The 16,090-nt window shown below is 71.2% G+C and carries 11 protein-coding genes; 5 read left to right on the top strand and 6 right to left on the bottom strand.

Annotated features, from left to right (window positions below):
• The first annotated feature begins 67 nt into the window (after nt 1-67).
• From trhA to K7472_RS04085, 4 genes are all read left to right on the top strand, one after another.
• Nucleotides 68-817, top strand: a complete 750-nt coding sequence (gene trhA, locus K7472_RS04100; protein ID WP_372457902.1) for a PAQR family membrane homeostasis protein TrhA — start codon at nt 68-70, stop codon at nt 815-817.
• Between the two features lie 148 nt (nt 818-965).
• Entirely contained in the window at nt 966-1,439 is a 474-nt protein-coding gene (locus K7472_RS04095) for a hypothetical protein (protein ID WP_222974411.1), read from the top strand.
• 294 nt (nt 1,440-1,733) lie between these two features.
• Complete coding sequence (locus K7472_RS04090) at nt 1,734-3,296, top strand: MFS transporter (RefSeq protein WP_222973924.1); 1,563 nt, start codon at nt 1,734-1,736, stop codon at nt 3,294-3,296.
• A complete protein-coding gene (locus K7472_RS04085; protein ID WP_222973922.1) occupies nt 3,293-3,922 on the top strand; it encodes an acyl-CoA-like ligand-binding transcription factor in 630 nt (209 codons plus the stop codon). The genes K7472_RS04090 and K7472_RS04085 overlap by 4 nt, the downstream gene beginning before the upstream one ends.
• 20 nt (nt 3,923-3,942) lie before the next feature.
• Here K7472_RS04085 and K7472_RS04080 read toward each other — a convergent pair whose 3' ends face one another.
• Nucleotides 3,943-5,967, bottom strand: coding sequence for a thioredoxin domain-containing protein (locus tag K7472_RS04080; protein ID WP_222973920.1), 2,025 nt, complete (start codon nt 5,965-5,967; stop codon nt 3,943-3,945).
• A 285-nt stretch (nt 5,968-6,252) separates the two neighbouring features.
• Here K7472_RS04080 and K7472_RS04075 point away from each other — a divergent pair, with 285 nt between their 5' ends.
• Nucleotides 6,253-8,991: an AfsR/SARP family transcriptional regulator gene (locus K7472_RS04075; protein ID WP_222973918.1), complete on the top strand. Its 2,739-nt coding sequence runs from the start codon at nt 6,253-6,255 to the stop codon at nt 8,989-8,991.
• Nucleotides 8,992-9,011: 20 nt separating this feature from the next.
• Here K7472_RS04075 and K7472_RS04070 read toward each other — a convergent pair whose 3' ends face one another.
• From K7472_RS04070 to K7472_RS04050, 5 genes are read right to left on the bottom strand one after another with little or no spacing between them, the layout of a single operon-like run.
• On the bottom strand, nt 9,012-10,736 hold the full coding sequence (locus tag K7472_RS04070; RefSeq protein ID WP_222973916.1) for a carbamoyltransferase family protein: 1,725 nt from the start codon (nt 10,734-10,736) through the stop codon (nt 9,012-9,014).
• A gap of 37 nt (nt 10,737-10,773) precedes the next feature.
• Nucleotides 10,774-12,531 carry an ABC transporter ATP-binding protein gene (locus K7472_RS04065; RefSeq protein ID WP_222973914.1) on the bottom strand — a complete coding sequence of 586 codons (1,758 nt, stop codon included), beginning with the start codon at nt 12,529-12,531 and terminating at the stop codon, nt 10,774-10,776.
• A complete protein-coding gene (locus K7472_RS04060; protein ID WP_222973912.1) occupies nt 12,528-13,220 on the bottom strand; it encodes a 2OG-Fe(II) oxygenase in 693 nt (230 codons plus the stop codon). The genes K7472_RS04065 and K7472_RS04060 overlap by 4 nt, the downstream gene beginning before the upstream one ends.
• A gap of 15 nt (nt 13,221-13,235) precedes the next feature.
• Nucleotides 13,236-15,176 (bottom strand): FAD/NAD(P)-binding protein, encoded by a 1,941-nt coding sequence (locus K7472_RS04055; protein WP_252395035.1) that lies wholly within the window; start codon nt 15,174-15,176, stop codon nt 13,236-13,238.
• A complete protein-coding gene (locus tag K7472_RS04050) occupies nt 15,173-16,057 on the bottom strand; it encodes an MbnB/TglH/ChrH family RiPP precursor modification enzyme (RefSeq protein WP_222973908.1) in 885 nt (294 codons plus the stop codon). The genes K7472_RS04055 and K7472_RS04050 overlap by 4 nt, the downstream gene beginning before the upstream one ends.
• Nucleotides 16,058-16,090 lie beyond the last annotated feature (33 nt).

Below are 16,090 nucleotides of genomic sequence, written 5' to 3'. Positions count from 1 at the left end.
CGAGGTGAGCATTGCCACTTCAACGCCCATTCATTACTTACTCGTAACCTACGGTGGCGTAGGTAGCATGACGGGCATGACACCGGTCGAGGAGACTCGCGGCTCGGCATCGGCCGCCGCCGCGAGCCAGGGTCAGGGTGCCGTCGCGCAAGCACAGGCCGCCGTCGCGCAGGCGCAGGCCGTCGTCAAGCCCAAGCTGCGCGGATGGCTGCACGCCGGGATGTTCCCGGCCACGCTCTTCGCGGGCGTGCTCCTGACCGCGCTGGCCGACAGCCCGCGGGCGCGGGTCGGCTGCGCGGTCTACACGCTCACCGCCTGCCTGCTGTTCGGAGTGAGCGCGCTCTACCACCGGGGCAACTGGGGACCGAAGGCGTCGGCCGTCCTACGCCGTCTGGACCACGCCAACATCTTCCTCATCATCGCCGGTACGTACACCCCCCTCGCCATCCTGCTGCTGCCGTCGGGGACGGCGACCGCGCTGCTGTGGTTCATCTGGGCGGGCGCGCTGGCCGGAATAGCGTTCCGGGTCTTCTGGGTGAGCGCGCCGCGCTGGCTCTACACGCCCTGCTACCTCGCGCTGGGCTGGGCAGCGGTGTTCTTCCTGCCCGACTTCATGCGCACCGGCGGCGTCGCGGTGCTGGTCTGCGTGACGCTGGGCGGCCTGCTCTACAGCGCGGGCGGCGTGATCTACGGGATCAAGCGGCCCAACCCGTCACCGCGCTGGTTCGGCTTCCACGAGGTCTTCCACTCGTTCACGCTGGCCGCGTTCATCGTCCACTACGTGGGGATCTCCCTGGTGGCGTACACGCACAGGTGAGCGGCGTACGCGTGTACGCGCCACTGGACGGCCCGCACGCACACGCTCCGGTGAGCGGCCCGCACGCCAGGTAACGACACCGCATCCATCCAGGCTCCACCACTCCTACACCTTCTCTTCACAACCGGCGCGGGACTACCGTCCCGCCATGAAACGCCGTCATTTCGCCATATCCGTGGCCGCGTTCGCCGCGGCCTGCTCCCTCGCGGCCTGCGGGCCCACGGCGTCCGGCGCGAGCGGGGTCGCCCCCGCCACGACCGCGCCCACGGCGGCCACGACGACCGCGGCCCCGACGACCGCGCCGCCCCCTTCGCCGCCGCCCTCGCCCTCGACGCCCGCCGCCAAGCCGACGCCCACCCCGGCGGCTCCCCGCACCCACGCTCCGGCACCCACGCACACCGCGACGCGTCACCCGGCGCCGCCGCCCGTCACCCGTCCGGCCGAGCCCGCGCCGACCACCCATGCGGCGGCATCGGTGTGCAGCATCCGTTCGAACGCGGGCAACTGCTACCGCGCGGGCGAGTTCTGCCGTGACGCCGACCTGGGCAAGTCCACGACGGACAGCGCCGGCCGCGTCATCCGCTGCGTCATGGAGTCGGGCCGCCCGCACTGGACGTACTGACGATCCCGGCGCCCTCCCCGTAAGACCTCCCGCACGAGGACGACCCGCGGCAACCCGCCGCGGGTCGTCCTCGTTTTCGCGTACACACCCACGTACACACACGCCCGCACCCGTACCCCCGCCCGCACCCCCGCCGGCACCCCTGCCCGCACCCGTTCCCACCTGGGCACCTGGCGCCATGCCGCCACGGGAGTTACTATTTTTTGAGAGTGACTGTCATATAAGACTTACTACCGGATCCTCTCCGCCGTTCCCACCGCCGGAGCAGGCCCCGGCCACCGAAGGGTGAACGCCATGCACGCCACCACCCCCGCGCCCGCCACCTCCGCCCCGCCCGACCCCAAGCGCTGGTGGGCTCTGGGCGCGCTCGTCGCGAGCATGCTCGTCGTCGGGTTCGACGCCACGATCCTCAACGTCGCGCTGCCCACGATGGCTTCGCAGCTGGGCGCCGACATCAGCCAGCAGCAGTGGATCGCCGACTCCTACACCGTCGTGCTGGCCGCGCTGATGCTCCCGGCGGGCCTGCTGGGCGACCGCTTCGGGCGGCGCCGGATGCTCGTCGTCGGCCTCGCGCTCTTCCTCGCCGGTTCGCTGGCCGGGGCGCTGGCCGGCTCGCCCGCCGGGGTCATCGCCGCCCGCACCGGCATGGGGCTGGGCGCCGCGCTGATCATGCCGTTGGCGATGGCCGTGCTCCCGGCCGTCTTCGGACCCGGGGAGCGCACCAAGGCGATCGGCATGCTGACCGCCGCCACCGCGCTGGGCATGCCGCTCGGCCCGATCATCGGCGGCTGGCTGCTGGACCACTTCTGGTGGGGCTCGGTCTTCCTGATCAACGTGCCCATGGTCGCCATCGGCATCACCGCCTGCGTCTTCCTGCTGCGCGAGTCCTCCGACCCGTCCGCCCCGCGCATCGACACGATCAGCTCCGCGCTCAACTGCGTCGGGCTCGGCGCGCTGGTCTACGGGATCATCGAGGCGCCGCGCCGGGGCTGGGGCGATCCCCTCGTGCTGGTCATGTTCTTCGGCGCCGCCGCACTGCTGACCGCGCTGGTGCTGCGCGAGCGGGTGGCCGTACGGCCGATGCTGGACGTCGGCCTGCTGCGGCAGCGCAACTTCCTGTGGAACGCGGTCGCCGCGACGCTGGTGATGTTCGTGCTGATGGGGCTGCTGTTCGTGCTGCCCAACTACCTCCAGGCGGTGCTGGGCGCCGACGCGTTCGGCACGGGCGTGCGGCTGCTGCCGATGATGGCGGGGCTGCTGGTGACCGCCCGGGCCGCCGCGCCGCTGGTCGCCCGCTTCGGGCCGCGGCCGGTGATCGCGGGCGGGCTGCTGGTGCTGGCGGCCGCCGCGTTCCTGGGCAGCCGCACCACGGCGGACGACGGCTACGGCTACACCGCGCTGTGGCTGTCGGTGACCGGCTTCGGGTTCGGCTTCGCCATGATCCCGGCCATGGACGCCGCCCTGGGGACGCTGCCGCGTGAGCGCGCCGGTTCCGGCTCTGGGCTGCTGATGACGCTGCGGCAGACCGGCGGGGCGATCGGGGTGGCGCTGCTGGGCAGCGTGCTGGCCTCGGCGTTCGGCGCCAGGCTGGACACGGCCGGGCTGCCGCCCGCGGCGGGCGCGGTCGCCGGCAAGTCGGTGGTCGCGGCGCACACGGTCGCCGCCACCCTCCACGACCCCCGCCTCGCGGCCTCCGCGAACGCCGCCTACGTGCACGGCATGGACGTCGTCCTGCTGCTGTGCGGGGTGACGGCGGTCGTCGCGGCGGTGCTGGTGGCGCTGCGGCTGCCGGACTCGCGTACCGCCCAGGCACCGGCCGCCGCCGTGGCCCCCGCACCGGCCGATGCACGACAATGACGGACATGGCCTCCGCTACCACCCCCGCCGCCCCCGCGCTCGGCCTGCGGGAGCGCAAGAAGATCAGGACCCGCCAGGGGATACGGCACGCCGCCTACCGGCTCTTCGAACGCCAGGGGTACGACGCGACCACCGTCGAGCAGATCGCCGCCGCCGCCGAGGTCTCCCCCAGCACCTTCTTCCGGTACTTCCCCACCAAGGAGGACGTCGTCCTCACCGACGAGTACGACCCGCTGATGGAGGCCGCGCTGCTGGAACGCCCGGCGGACGAGCCGATCGTGGACTCGTTGCGGCAGGCGGTCGTGCCGCTGGCCCGCCAGATGGCGGCCGGGGAACACGACGAGATGCTGCAACGGATGCGGCTGGTGCGCGAGGTGCCGGCGATCCGGGCCCGGATGGGCGAGAACATGTCCGTCTCCTGCGGCCTGCTGGTCGACGTCCTCGCCCGCCGCACCGGCCGCCCCGCCGACGACCTGGGCCTGCGCATCGTGGTGGGCGCGCTGCTCGGCGGCTGGCAGGAGACGATGATGCACTGGGTCGAGAACGACGGCACCGAGGACCTGGGCGCACTGCTGGAACGCACCCTGGACATCCTCGCGGACGGCCTGGGCCGGCACGCCCTCTGAGCCCCTGAGGCACTCCGCCCTCAGCCCCCGAGCCGCTCCGCCAGCGCCTCCGCATCCGTCACCGGCGCGTCGCACGTGAAGTGGCGGCACACGTACGCGGCCGGGCGGCCGTCGACCAGCGGCCGGTCGCGCAGCAACGGGAACTCCTCGCCGTCCGGCTCGCCCACGGCGACCACCGCGCCCGGCGCGGTCCCCAGCAGCGCGGTCCGGTGCAGCGCGGCGGTCGCCGGATCGCCCGCGGGTCCGACGACGGCCACTTCGCGGGGTCCGTCCAGCGCCGCTTCCGCCGCCGCCAGGCCCCAGCCGATGAACCGCGGTGCTCGCCCGGCCAGCGCGCCCACGATCCCCAACGCGCCCTCGGCGGCGGTGCGATGGCGTTCCGAGCCGGTGTGGGCCGCGTACGACAGCAGCGCCTGCGCGGCGGCGGTCCAGCCCGAGGGGGTCGCGTTGTCGGTGGGGTCCTGCGGCCTGCGGATGAGGCGTTCGGCGTCGTCGGCGGTGTCGTGGAAGCCGCCGTCCCCGTCGGCGAAGTGCCGCAGCACGGTGTCGAGCAGCAGCCCGGCGAACTCCAGCCACACGCCCTCGCCGGTCACCCCGGCCAGCGTGACGAAGCCCTCGGCCACGTCCGCGTAGTCCTCCAGGACACCGGAGTTGGCGCCTACGACGCCGTCGCGCGAGGTGCGGGCGAGGCGCGCGTGCTCGTCGTCCATGTGCACCCGTACGAGCAGGTCGGCGGCGTCCAGCGCGGCCCGTACGAGGTCGGGGCGCTCGAAGTACGCGCCGGTCTCGGCGAGCGCGGCGATCGCCAGCCCGTTCCACGCGGCGACCACCTTGTCGTCCCGGCCGGGCCGGGGCCGCAGCTCCCGCGCCTCCAGCAGCCGAGCCCGCACCTCCCCGATCCGTTCGCCGTCCGCCAACTCCCCGCCCTTGAGCTGGAGTACGGAGGCGCCGTGCTCGAAGGTCCCGTCCTCGGTCACCCCGAAGTACTGCGCGGCGAGCCGGGCGTCCTCCTCCCCCAGCACCTCGCGCAGCTCATCGGGCGTCCACACGTAGTACGCGCCCTCGGCGTGCGTGCCGTCGGCGCGGTCGCTGTCGGCGTCCAGCGCGGAGGCGAACCCGCCCTGCGCGGTGCGCAGTTCACGCACCATGAAGTCGGCGGTCCCGACCGCCACACGCCGCGCGAGGTCAGAGCCGGTGGCCCGCCACAGATGCGCGTACACCCGGCACAGCAGCGCGTTGTCGTACAGCATCTTCTCGAAATGCGGCACGACCCATTCCCGGTCCACGCTGTAGCGCGCGAAGCCGCCGCCGAGCTGGTCGTAGATCCCGCCGCGCGCCATCGCCTCACAGGTGTCGGCCGCCATCTGCAACGCGCCCTCGGAACCGGTGCGCGCGTGGTGCCGCAGCAGGAACTCCAGCGCCATCGACGGCGGGAACTTCGGCGCGCCCCCGAACCCGCCCCGCGTGGCGTCGTACTCCCGCGTCAGCCCCAGCAGCGCGGCCCCCAGTTCCTCGGCCCCCGGCGCGGCGCCCCCGACCTGCGCGATCCGTCGTTCGGACAGATCCCGCACGATCCGCCCGGCAACCTCCCCGACCTCCTCGCGCCGGTCCCGCCAAGCGCTGCGCACGCCCTCCAGCACCTGCCGGAACCCGGGCATGCCGTGCCGTGGCTCAGGCGGAAAGTAGGTCCCGAAGTAGAACGGCTCCCCGTCCGGCGTCAGAAAAACGGTCATAGGCCACCCACCCTGCCCGGTAGCCGCCTGCACCGCCTCCATGTACACGGCGTCGACGTCCGGCCGCTCCTCCCGATCCACCTTGACCGCGACGAACCCGTCATTGACGACAGCAGCGGTGGCAACGTCCTCGAACGACTCCCGAGCCATCACATGACACCAGTGGCACGCCGAATACCCCACGGACAGCAGCACCGGCACGTCGCGCCGCCGCGCCTCCGCGAACGCCTCGGGGGACCAGGGCCACCAGTCCACCGGGTTGTCCGCGTGCTGAAGCAGATAAGGCGAGGTCACACCAGCCAGCCGGTTCATGCGATCCAGCCTCCCACAACGCCCGCCTCGGCCGGTGCGGCCCGGCCCGACAGGGCCGGAACCCCGTTCCTCCGTGTGCCTCGCCGCCCCGCTGCCGCGCCATCGAGGCCCACCGCGGTCCCTCGCCCGTTCACGAATCCCACGCCGCCGTGCGGTCACGCAGCGCGACCAGGCATCATGCCGTGACATAGGCGCTGAGCACGCACCTCGCTGCCCGCGGACACCGCGAACGGCCGCCCCGAGGCGGTGTGCCACAGTGCCGCCATCGAGGAAGGGAGCCGGCCAATGGAATTCGCGGTCCTGGGGCCGTTGTTGCTGGGCGACGGTACTCGGTGGATCAGCCCCGCCTCGGCACGGGACCGGGCCTTCCTGGGCGAGTTGCTGGTGCACGCGGGAGAACCGGTCACGGTCGAACACCTGACGGAGGCTGTGTGGCGCAAGCGTGTGCCCGCGGATCCGCGCAACGCGGTGCAGGTGCGGATCTCCCGACTGCGTCGCCTCCTCGGGCCCGGATCGGTGGCCAATGGGCCGTCCGGTTACAGCCTGCGCGCCGGCGCCGCGGACTGCCTCCGGTTCCGGGAGCTGACCCGCCGCGGCGCCGAGGCCCAGGGCGATGCCGCTGTCGATCTGCTCGACCAGGCGTTGTCACTGTGGCGCGGCCGGGCGTTCGCCGACATCCCCTCCTCCCCGTGTGTCGACATGGAGGCGTTCGCGCTGGAGGAAGCCCGGCTGGTGACGTTCGAGGACTGGGCGCAGGCCTCGCTGGACGCCGGTCGTCACGCCGAGCTGGTCACCGCACTCCGCCCGGTCCTCAACGAGCACCCGCTACGAGAACGTCTGCGCGGGCAGCTGATGCTCGCCCTCTACCGGTCGGGCGTTCCCGGCGAGGCCCTGGAGACGTACCGGGCCGGGCACGCCGAGTCGGTGCGTGAACTGGGACTCGACCCGGGTCCCGAGCTGCGGAGTCTGCACGAGGCGATCCTGGCGGGCGATCCCGCCCTGAGCGTGCCGCCACCGTCCTCGTCGGTGTCGGCCCGCCAGGTGATGGTCCCCCGGCAGCTCCCCGCCGGTGTGAACGACTTCGTCGGTCGCACGGAACTGGTCGGGGAACTGACGCGGACCCTCGGGACACCGGCCGACGGCGTGCCCGTCGTGGCCGTCACCGGCTTGGGGGGCATCGGCAAGACCAGCGTCGCGCTGAAAGCCGCGCACCAGGTGCGCGGTGCCTTCCCCGACGGCCAGCTGTTCGCGGATCTGCGCGGCACCAGTGACGCTCCTCGTTCGCCGACCTCGGTACTGGCCCAGTTCATCAGGGCGCTGAGAGGTGACGGCGCGCTTCCCGCGACCGAGGACGAACTCGCCGTCCTGTACCGCAGCCTGCTCGCCGAGCGCCGGGTGCTCGTAGTGCTCGACGACGCCGCGGATACGGCGCAGGTCAGTCTGTTGCTTCCCGGGTACCAAGGGTCCGCCGCGATCGTCACCAGCCGCACGAGGCTCGCGGCGCTCGACGGGGTCCAGTCGTTCGGCCTCACGGCACTCGTCCCCGATCACGCGGCGAAGCTGTTCGCCGACATCGTCGGTGCCGCCCGCGCCGCGTCGGAACCGGAGGCGACCGAGCGAGTGCTGACCGCGTGCGGCGGCATGCCGCTGGCGATCCGGCTCATCGGTGCCCGGCTGGCGACCCGGCCCGACCTGTCGGTCGCAGACATGGCGCGCCGCCTGTCCGGCTCGCATCCCCACCTCGACGAGTTCGACGACGGTCAGAGGTCGGTGCGCACCTGCCTGGAGACCAGCTACGTGGCCCTGCCCCCCGCCACCGCCCGAGGACTGCGCCTTCTCGGGCTGTGGGACGGCGAATGGTTCGGACCGGTCCAGTTCGCCGCGCTGGCGGACGTCTTCCCGGGCGAAGCGGAGACGGCACTCGGCCACCTCATCGGCGCGCACCTGGCGGACGCCCCGGAGGCCGGGCGCTACCGGCTGCACGACCTGGTCCACGAGTACGCGAGCGAGCGCGTCGGCAGGGAGGAGGGCGAGCCGGAACGCGACGCGGCGGTGCGCCGTCTCCTCACCTGGTACCTGAATGCCGCCGACAACGCGCGGCGCGCGATCCGTCCCAGCCGGGACAGCGCGCCCCCGCCGTACGAGGGTCCTGCCGAGGTTCCCGGCTTCGCCGACCGCGAGAGCGCGCTGGGCTGGCTCGAGCGGGAGCGCGCGAACCTGACCGCTCTGGCCGAGCGAGCCGGGCGCCGGCAGATGCACGACCTGGTCTGGTACGCCCCTCTGGTTCTGGCCGACGTGTGCCACCTGCGGGGATACTGGTCGGACTGGCTGGCGCTCTGTGAGACGGGCCTGCGTGCCGCACGCCGTCTTGCCGACCCCCGTCCGGAGACCGTGGTCGCCAACCTGGCCGGAGTCGTCTGTCTGTCTCTGCGGCGGCTCGACGAGGCCATCGAGCACTTCCGGCGGGCGGCGGAGCTGAACCACGCCTCGGGCGACCAGATCATGGAAGGCTTCGTCCTGAACAACCTCGGGGACGCCTACCACGCAACAGGATCGAACGCCCAGGCCGTCGAGGTGCTCCACCGGGCCCTGACCATCGCCGAGCAGACCGATTCCCCGCACCTGCGCGGTGCGGCGCTGTACAACCTCGCTTGCGTCGACGTCGACGCCGGCCGGCTCGACGAAGCTTTGCAGCGCTACAACGAGGCACGCGACACGTACCGTTCGAGCGGACGACCCGACGCCGAGGGCCAGGTGCTCACCGGTCTCGCCGCCGTGCAGCAACGACTCGGCCAGGACACGGCGGCGCTGGAATCGCTGCGGCAGGCCGTCCGCGTCCACCGTGACGCGGGAAACCGGCCCGGGCAGGCCGCAGCACTGCGCGACTTGGGCGACGCCCACCGGCGCGCGGGGGATCTCGTGCAGGCCCGGCGCGCCTGGACGGTCGCGCACGAATTGCTCGCCGCCGTCGGCAGCACGCAGGCCGCGGACATCCGCGCGCGGCTCTCCGAGGCCGGCGGATGAGCGCCGTCGCGGCCCGCGCACTATCGCCGCTTGTCGAGCCAGAAGCCGCCGATCGCCAGGGCGTCCATCGGCGACGACCAGAACATGCGCAGAGCGTCCGCCGGTGAGCAGACGATCGGCTCCGACTCGTCGTTGAACGAGGCATTGACGAGCGCGAGGACTCCGGTGCGGGCACCGAACGCGTGGAGGAGCCGGGCATACCGGTCGTCCGCCGCGGCGGTCACCACCTGCGGGCGCAAGGTGTCGTCCACGTGCACCGCCGCAGGGGCCCTGGTCCTGGCCGTCTCGGTGGCGTAATGGGCGACAGCCATGAAATCGGTACTGCCCGGCGACGGAGTGAGAACGAGGTCCCCGGCGGCGTCCGCGTGAACGCTCAGACCGAGCGGACGCCACCACTCGCGCCTCTTGATGTCCCGGTTCATGCGGTCACGCGTCGTGACGGAACGAGGGTCCCCGAGGATGCTTCGACGGCCGAGGGCTCTCGGTCCTCCTTCGGCGCGGCCCTGGAACCAGCCGATGACGCTGCCGTCGGCGAGCGCCGTCGCGGCTGCTTCCACGACCGCATCGCCGTGATGGGTGTAGCGGGCGCCGGTCTCGTCCAGGACACGTCCGATCCCCTCGTCGGAGAAGTCGGGGCCGAACGCGATGTGTGTCATACGCCGCGACGGGATCGTCGCGTAGCCGCGCTGACGCGCCACCTCCAGTGCCGCACCAATGGCGATGCCCGCGTCGTCGGCCGCGGGCTGCACGAAGAGTTCGGTCGCCCCGCTGTAGCGCTGCAAAACGCCGTTGGCGGCGCAGTTCAGGGCGACGTCCCCGGCCAGGCACAGCCGAGTGGTACCGGAGGCGGCCAGGGCCCGGCGGGCCAGGGAGAGCAGACACCGTTCCAGTGCGGCCTGCATCGAAGCGGCCAGGTCGGCTTGTTCCGGCGTGAAGTCGTCGCACCGGCTGAATCCTCCCGAGGCGCGGTCGTAGCTGAGCCAGCTGGTGCGCTCCGGCACTCCCAGCGCCGCGTACGCGGCGCGGCAGCATTCCTTCATGCGCCGCGACCAGTCCGGGGTGACGTGCCGGAAACCCCCGGTATCCCGCGGACCCATCCCGTACTTCGACAGGTCGATAGCGTAGCCGGAGGCGGTCTCGGTGAGGAAGCCCAGGTCATACCGTGGTTCGCCGTAGGCCGCGAGTGCCATCAGCTTGTCGGCGCCGCCCAGATCGCCGAGTCCGAGGTATCCGGCGGCACTCTCGTACAGCAGCCCGAGCGACTGGTTGAACGGGTAGTCCTCCACCAGTTCGAGGCCGTCGGGCGTGCCGCGGTAGAGGCTGGTGGCCGCGCCGTCGCCGGCACCGTCGACCACCAGCACAGCCGCACGGTCGAATCCCGAACAATGGAAGGCGGAGGCGGCGTGGGCCAGGTGATGCCCGATCACACTGACCTCCACCGGCTGGTGGCCGTCGAAGTACCTGGGCTCGAGCGTCTGCCGGATCAGTCGCCGGTGCCGGATGGCGGGCCCGTCCAGCCAGCGCGGGACGAAGCCGGCGACGATGTCGTCCACGTCCGCGAGGCCTATGCCCGCACGATCCAGGCAGAAGCTCACCGATCTCGATGTCTTGCGCGTTCCGGCACTCCATCTGCGCCTGCTGAAGCGCTCCTCCTCGGCGAAAGCGACGATCTGTCCGGTCTCGTCGACGAGACACGCGGAGGCGTCGTGGCGGTACGGACCCCCGAGTCCGAGTACGTAGGGCATGCGATGTTCCGTTCCTCTGGGTTGCGGCCCCGATGGCTCAGCGAGCCGGCATCCCCTGGGGGGCGGGCGGCGTGGTCCGGTCGCGCGTCCCGTGGTAGCCGACCGCGCCCTTCGCCATGACGATCAGGTCGGAGCCGGGCAGCGCCTCCGGCAGTCGGTGCGTGATGAAGATGAGGGTCCTGCCCGGGAAGTCACGGTCCAGGTTCCGGTAGATCTGCTCGGCTGTCTCGCTGTCGACACCGCTGAGCGTCTCGTCCATGACCATGACGGGGTAGCCGGCCAGGAGCGACCGGGCCAACGCGAGCCGCTGCCGTTCCCCACCGGAAAGCTGGGCGCCACGCTCTCCGACCGGCGCCTGGAGGCCCAGCGTGAGCCCTGCCACAAGGCCGGACAGACACACCGTCTCGAGGGCCTTCGCGATGTCGGCGTCATCGGCGTCCGGCCGGGCGAACAAGAGGTTCTCACGGATGGTCGCGTTCGACAGTACGGCTTCCTGCGGCACGAGCGTGACGTGGTCGCACAACGACGCGGTACGCGGACCGTCGGGCGGGCGAACGGAGATCTCTCCAGCGTCAGGCTGGACCAGTCCCGAGATCACAAGCCCGAGCGTGCTCTTGCCCGCACCGGACTCGCCCATCACGAAGGTCCGTGATCCGGCGTGGATCGTCGCGCTGAACCCGTCGAGCACCCGTCGGCCACTGCCCGGGAAGCCGTATCCGACGCCGTCCAGGCGGATCGAGCCGGGCCGCTCCCGCGGGCGGGTCAACGCGGCACGCGGGCTGCGCCGGCGCGTACGCGGAAGATCGAGGTAGGCGAAGATCCGCTCGAACATGGCCGCGGAGCTCTGGATCTCGGCACTGACTTGCAGCAGTTGCTGGATCGGTGTGGACAGCCTCGTCTGCAGTGTCGTGAGCACCACGACCGCGCCCAGCGACAACCCCGGCAAAACGGTCCCGGCGGCCCAGTAGGCACACGCCGGAAGGCAGGCAAGAGTCATCGCGATCAGGGCCAACGCGGTCCGCCCGGCGAGCCGTTGCCTGATGGCCTTGTCCCGCACATCCGACGAGGCGCGCTCGAACACGTCACGCTGCCAGTCCTCGCGCGCCAGCGTCCGCCCGATGATCACACCGGCCAGCGAGAGGTGCTCGCCGGAGATCTGAAGCATCCGCGCCACGTGGCTCTGCTGTTCCCTGGCGAGGCGGCGCCGCTTGCGCGCGAACCTGTTGTTCAGCAGGTTGAGGGCCAGCGACAGCACAACCGAGGCAAGCCCTATCGGCCAGCTCATGTACAGCATGACGACCGCCGAGGTGACGAACGTCGCTGCGCCGCCGAGCAGCGAGTGCGCGGCGAACGTCATGACATCGCTGACACCACCGATGTCACTGGCGAGGCGCGCCTGGATCTCAGCAGTGGACTCCTCACCGAAGTAGTCGAGCGGCATCTCCTGCATCGCGCCGTACAGATCCGTCCGCAGGGTGTGGACGATGCGCTGACCTGTCCGGTTGTTGATGGCCGCGAGCAGAATCGACAGTCCCCCGGCGAGCATTCCGGCAAGGATCATCAGGACGCACAGGACCGCGAGCAGGCCGGTGCGACAGTGTGGCAGCGCGTCGTTGATCACAGCGCGCAGCAGGACCGGGCTGGAGGCGTTCAGTCCCGAGATGATCGCGACGATCAGCAATGACAGGGCGAGCTGGCGTCGATGCGGCCTGAACAGGCGCAGCACCCGGCGCCAGACATCCGTCCTGCCGACGCCGCTGTCTCCTTGCGGGCCGGGGCGCTCCGGCCGGATCACGAGGCCCTGTCCTGCGGTGCCGGTTCGGCCGCGGTCTGGAAGAAGCCCGCGATCGAATACCTGGCGTGGTCGCCCGCCGTCACGTCCACCTTCTTGACGGCGTGCATGACGCCCGCCTTCATGACCACGAGCCGGTTCGGGTACGGCGTGACGAACTGGCCGATTCCGCCGGGTGTTCCGGTCGCCCGCTGGGGCTGCTCGTCCCCGGTACCGCGATGCCACTCCGGTGTGCCGGACAGCAGCAGCTCCGCTCCCCATTTGGGCTGCCATTCGGGGTGGAGGTAGAGGACGTAGGAACCGGCCCTGTTTTTGGCGTCCTTGTGCCAGGACAATCCGCTTCCCATGGGATAGATGTAAGACGTGCAGGTGAAGAATTCCCAGGCTTCACCCTGCTTGCCGACCCAGGGGGCAAGATCGGGCAGCGCCGCCTTGATCGCGGTGGCGACCACGTCGATGCCCCTTCCGCAGGGGTGCACCAGGACGTTCTCCGGCGGCGCCGGGTGATCGCTCAACACGGAGGAGCCGACGAGCGGATCGCCATCCAGCAGTTTGAAGGCGGTGTGCCACCGGCGCGACCTGACGTAGGTGAAGTTCTCGGACCCCAGGTACGCCTGCATCTGCTGAAAAGCCTCGGCACCGAGAAAGTCGTCGAACACGGCGAACTGGTCCGAACTGTGAAGGAGCTCCATGCGTCTTCCTGTTCTTCAGTCTTCCTGGTGCCGACGCAGGTCGGCGAGTACGGACCGGGCGATCCTGTCGGTCCTGCGCAGGAGGGCCGAGTTCATCCGCACTCTCGGCAGGCTGGAGTGGGTCGGCGTCGCGGCCGAGGCCCCGACGGCGTACCAGTGCGGATCAGGCATGCCGGACGGGGTCAGCACCTGACCGGCGTCGGACACCCTGAACTTCGGCGCCCGGGCCGCGGGAACCACACCACCGGACACGCCGTCGGCGCAGGCCGCGGTGGACAGACGCACCGGTGCCTCCGTGGAGGAAACGACCGGAGTCCCGGCGGCCGGGTCCGGCATACGCGCTTCGACGAGACTCGAGAAGTGGATCTCCGTGTCCGGGACGCAGAGCGACCGGCAGCGCAGCCGCCCGGTCCCGTCCGCGGTCACCTCGCCGATCGGTCCCAGGAAGGTGACGACGCCCGCCCGGGACAGAGCGATCAACTCTTCCTGGCGCGGCCACGGGGCCCCGCCTGCGAGGTACTTGATCTGTGATGCCAACCACCGCCTGACCCCCGCGACGGCCTCGGTCGACTCCCGTCGCAGACCGTCTCGCGGCATCTCGACCAGCAGGTTGGACACGCGCGAGAGCGCGGTCAACGCCGCACGGTCGGCACTGTGGTCCGGGCTCATGGAACGCCGCGAGGACGCCGCCACGTGACGGCGCATCCACGTCTGGAGGCTGCCGAGATCCCCGAACGTCGCTTCTCGCAGGGGGTCCGTCGTCCGCTCCAGATCGAAGACGTCCTCGGAGGACCGCACCGCCGCAGTGACCATCGCGAGCCGCGCCCGGCCCCCTGCCCGGGCCTGTCGGAGTCTGACGGAGAACTCGTCCCACGCCGAGGCCACCCGGTCCGGATGGGAGGCGAACAGCTCGAAGTAGTAAGCGTACTCGGCTTCGTACGTCACGCGCCGCTTGATGTCCGCCACGGCCGCGGCGGGATCGCTCACCCGCGCCGCCGCGAACAACGAGTCCGCGTCCGGCCAGCGAGGCACGACGCACTGCCGTGGAAGCGGGAGTTGCGGCCACGGAGCGGGACGGTGCGGAACACCGCGACGCGATCCGACCATGATCCGCGGCTCGCGACCCGACGGGACGTAGGTGAGGGAACCGGGCTTCTCCCGAACGAATCGTCCGCCTCGTTCGGTCGTCAGCAGCTGGAGGTAGTCGTAGAACGTCAGGCCGATGCCCCGCATGAGGACGGGTTCCCCCGCCGCCACCGCCGCGACCGCCTCCACCGAGGCGGTGCCGGCGGGGACATAGCTGCCCCCACTCGACCGGGCAGCGTCACGCAGCCGCTTCTGCCGGGCTGTCAGGGCCGAACCGGGTCCGCCGTACGCGAAGACGACGTAGTCGCACTCCAGCGCCTCGTCACGACCCTGCAGCCGCACCAGTTGTGTCGTCCTGCCCCGCGCCACGCGTGAGGTCACCTCGACCGCGACGGTCGCGTGCCGCTCCACGGTGACGCCGGGCGGACACTGCTCCTCGACATGCTCCAGGAACCACCGCAGGTACTCGCCCATGACCCGCCGGGACGCCCACCGCTGTCGTGAGGTCTCGGGCACGAGCGGATCGAGCGACGAGTCCTCGCTCAGCGGCGTCCCCTGCGCGACCGCCCACTCGTGCAGGGTCGGCCCCGGACGTACGGGCCCCTCGCAGTCCACCGTTGCGTCGGTGAACATCGTCACGGTTCCGGCCACCGTGTTCATCCACAACCGCCCGGGCTGGTCCCGGTGCCAGACACGACCTCCGGCCTCGACATAGGGATCGACGAGATGCATCCGAAGGCGCGTGTCCCCGCCCACCGACCGCACGTTGGCACAGATCCGTTCCAGGACCGACAGGCCACTCGGTCCCGCACCGATGACGGCCACGGACCGTTCCCCCGGATCGTCCGCGGTACCGGCTGCGCCCCTCATATCGCGCACGCCCGGCCGACGGGCCGTCCGTCATCGGTATCCGCGAAAAAGATGCCCCGGGCATCGCCCACTTCGTCGACGAGCCGCCGGAACTCGGGGAAGTTGCTGTCGTGTTCGATGATCACGGTACTGGGGGCGCACCTGCGCGAAACCTTCTCGGCCAGCTGCCAGACCGAATCGCCGATGATCTCTGAGTGGGTGTCCATCAGCGTGCCGTCCGACCTGGTGACGCCGCCCGCGAGGTGGATGTGGACGACGCGTTCGAGCGGCAGCTGGTCGAGGTACTCGTCGACGTCGAACGAGAAGTTGACAGAGTTGATGTACAGGTTGGCCACGTCCAGGAGGAGCAGGGCGTCGGTCCGGTCCACCAGTTCTGCCAGGAAGGACGCGGCGTCGAGATGGCTGCCGAGGGTGACGTTGTAGGTGATGTTCTCGATGGCGAGCGGCATCCCGATGGCCGATTGCGTCTCGAGAACGTTGCGCACGCACCGCCGCAGGCTCTCCTCGCTGAGGATCGGCGGGCACAGATGGCCGGAGTTCACGCCCGGGACATGGGTCATCGCGAGGTGTTCGCTGTAGTAGTCCGCCTCGCAAATACCCGACAGTTCCTTGATGAATACGAGGTAGTCGGGGTCGATCCTGCCGGCTCCCGCCAAGGACAGGCCCACGCCGTGCGGGACCGCACGGAACCGCCCGCACACCTCCCGCACCGTGTCGAGGCCGCCCGGCATGCGCCACTGGTCGGCGAGGATCTCCACGACGTCGATCTGTCCGGCATGCGTCGCGAGATCCTCGTGCAACTCCCGGCGATAGCCGACGCCGGCGCCCCGGCGCGCGATGCGCCGGGTGAGGCCGTCAGTGGTCACGACGTCCAGGGTCATGAGGGTGGTCTCCTAGTTCCGGTCCGCACGTCT

It is taken from the genome of Streptantibioticus parmotrematis, assembly GCF_019890615.1.
GTDB classification, from domain to species: domain Bacteria; phylum Actinomycetota; class Actinomycetes; order Streptomycetales; family Streptomycetaceae; genus Streptantibioticus_D; species Streptantibioticus_D parmotrematis.
This window is presented reverse-complemented; position numbering and strand designations above follow the sequence as displayed.

Bases quoted from the DNA above. Each gene is read 5' to 3' on its own strand.
- trhA (WP_372457902.1), top strand. From the start codon at position 68: ATGACGGGCATGACACCGGTCGAGGAGACTCGCGGCTCGGCATCGGCC.
- K7472_RS04095 (WP_222974411.1), top strand. From the start codon at position 966: ATGAAACGCCGTCATTTCGCCATATCCGTGGCCGCGTTCGCCGCGGCC.
- K7472_RS04090 (WP_222973924.1), top strand. From the start codon at position 1,734: ATGCACGCCACCACCCCCGCGCCCGCCACCTCCGCCCCGCCCGACCCC.
- K7472_RS04085 (WP_222973922.1), top strand. From the start codon at position 3,293: ATGACGGACATGGCCTCCGCTACCACCCCCGCCGCCCCCGCGCTCGGC.
- K7472_RS04080 (WP_222973920.1), bottom strand. From the start codon at position 5,967: ATGAACCGGCTGGCTGGTGTGACCTCGCCTTATCTGCTTCAGCACGCG.
- K7472_RS04075 (WP_222973918.1), top strand. From the start codon at position 6,253: ATGGAATTCGCGGTCCTGGGGCCGTTGTTGCTGGGCGACGGTACTCGG.
- K7472_RS04070 (WP_222973916.1), bottom strand. From the start codon at position 10,736: ATGCCCTACGTACTCGGACTCGGGGGTCCGTACCGCCACGACGCCTCC.
- K7472_RS04060 (WP_222973912.1), bottom strand. From the start codon at position 13,220: ATGGAGCTCCTTCACAGTTCGGACCAGTTCGCCGTGTTCGACGACTTT.
- K7472_RS04055 (WP_252395035.1), bottom strand. From the start codon at position 15,176: ATGAGGGGCGCAGCCGGTACCGCGGACGATCCGGGGGAACGGTCCGTG.
- K7472_RS04050 (WP_222973908.1), bottom strand. From the start codon at position 16,057: ATGACCCTGGACGTCGTGACCACTGACGGCCTCACCCGGCGCATCGCG.